Genomic DNA, 1720 nt, shown 5'->3' with positions numbered 1-1720 from the left:
GGCCGCCGCGCCGCCCTGGCCGCGCAGCGCCTGGATGCGCGCGACCGCGCGCTCGGCCTCGTGTTCCTCGCTGTCGCTCTCGACCACGCGCACCGGCTCGCCGTCGCCGAATTCGCTCCACAGCTTCTTGTCGAAGATCTTCGGGTTGGCCGCGATCACGTGGTTGGCAGCGCGCAGGATGTTGCCGGTCGAGCGGTAGTTCTGCTCCAGCGGGATCACCTGCAGGTCCGGGTAGTCCTGCGGCAGGCGCTTGAGGTTGTCGATCGTCGCGCCGCGCCAGCCGTAGATGCTCTGGTCGTCGTCGCCGACCGCGGTGAACATCGCCGGCCGGTCGCGCCCGCCCTGGCCGTCGCCGACCAGCAGCTTGAGCAGCTCGTACTGCTGCGCGTTGGTGTCCTGGTACTCGTCGACCAGCACGTGGCGCAGCGCGGCCTGCCACTTCGCGCGCACCACGTCGTGCCGCTGCAGCAGCGCCACCGGCAGGCCGATCAGGTCGTCGAAGTCCACCGCCTGGTAGGCGGCCAGCCGCTCCTGGTAGCGCGTCATCACGCGCGCGGCCTGCACCTCGTCGGGGTTCTTCGCCTCGGCTTCGGCCTGGGCCGGCGTCAGGCCCTGGTTCTTCCAGAGGCTGATGGCCCACTGCCAGCGCCGCGCGGTCTTGGCGTCGGTGGTGCCGCCGGCGTCGCGCAGGATGCCCAGCACGTCGTCGCTGTCGAGGATCGAGAACTGCGGCTTCAGGCCCAGCGCCGCGCCGTCCTCGCGCAGCAGCCGCACGCCGAGCGAGTGGAAGGTGCTGATCAGCAGGCCCTTGGCCGGCCGCGCCCCCACCAGGGCCTTGGCGCGCTCGCGCATCTCGGCCGCCGCCTTGTTGGTGAAGGTGATGGCGGCGATCTGCGACGGAGCCAGCCCGGCCTCCAGCAGGCGCGCGATCTTGTGCGTGATCACGCGCGTCTTGCCCGAGCCGGCGCCGGCCAGCACCAGGCAGGGGCCGGCCAGGTGGTGAACCGCCTGCATCTGGGCGGTGTTGAGCGAGACAGGCGCGGACAAGGAGGACGGAGCGGAGACGACGGGACGGAGCCGTGGCGAACGGCGGGGCGCGCGATGATAGCCAAGCGCTGCCGGCCGAGGCCTCGGTGCGCGGCCTGACATACTGCCGCCGCGATGCAAGCGATCCTGTCCGTCACGGTGCCGTTCTTCGCGCTCGTGCTGTGCGGCTACCTCGCGGCGCGCACGCGCGTGATGCCGGAGGCCGCGATCCCCGGCCTCAACGCCTTCGTGCTGTTCTTCGCCCTGCCCTGCATGCTGTTCCGCTTCGGCGCGGGCACGCCGATCGGCAACCTGCTGAACCCGACGATGCTGGCGGTCTACACGCTCGCGGGCCTCGGCCTCGTGGCGCTGACCGTCGTGCTCACTCTCGGTGCGCGCGTGCACCTCAAGGATGCGGCCTTCGGCGCGCTGGTGGCCGCTTTCCCGAACAGCGGCTTCATGGGCATGCCGATGATGACGGCGCTGATCGGTGCAGCCGCGGCCGGCCCGGTGATGGTCACGCTGCTGGTCGACATGTTCATCGTCAGCTCGGTCTGCCTCGCGCTGGCGCAGATGCATGCGGCCTCGCACCTGCCGCTCGGCGCACGCCTGCGCAACGCGCTGCGCGGCCGATCGCCAACCCGCAGCCCTGGGCCATCGCGCTCGGGGCGCTGTTCTCTGCCGCGGGGCTGGT

The 1720-nt window shown here is 71.6% G+C and carries 2 protein-coding genes; one reads left to right on the top strand and one right to left on the bottom strand.

The features are described 5' to 3' along the window. On the bottom strand, nt 1-1047 hold a 1047-nt coding region (locus tag x551_RS21785), incomplete at its 3' end, for a UvrD-helicase domain-containing protein (protein WP_036251368.1). 114 nt (nt 1048-1161) lie between these two features. Between x551_RS21785 and x551_RS21780 the strand changes: the two genes are divergently transcribed. Beyond that, on the top strand, nt 1162-1720 hold a 559-nt coding region (locus x551_RS21780; RefSeq protein WP_253950454.1), incomplete at its 3' end, for an AEC family transporter.

Origin of the sequence: Methylibium sp. T29, assembly GCF_000576205.1 — a bacterium.
In the GTDB taxonomy this organism is placed as follows: Bacteria; Pseudomonadota; Gammaproteobacteria; order Burkholderiales; family Burkholderiaceae_C; genus Methylibium; species Methylibium petroleiphilum.
Note: the sequence above shows the minus strand (reverse complement) of the source record. Positions and strands in the feature narration are given on the sequence as shown.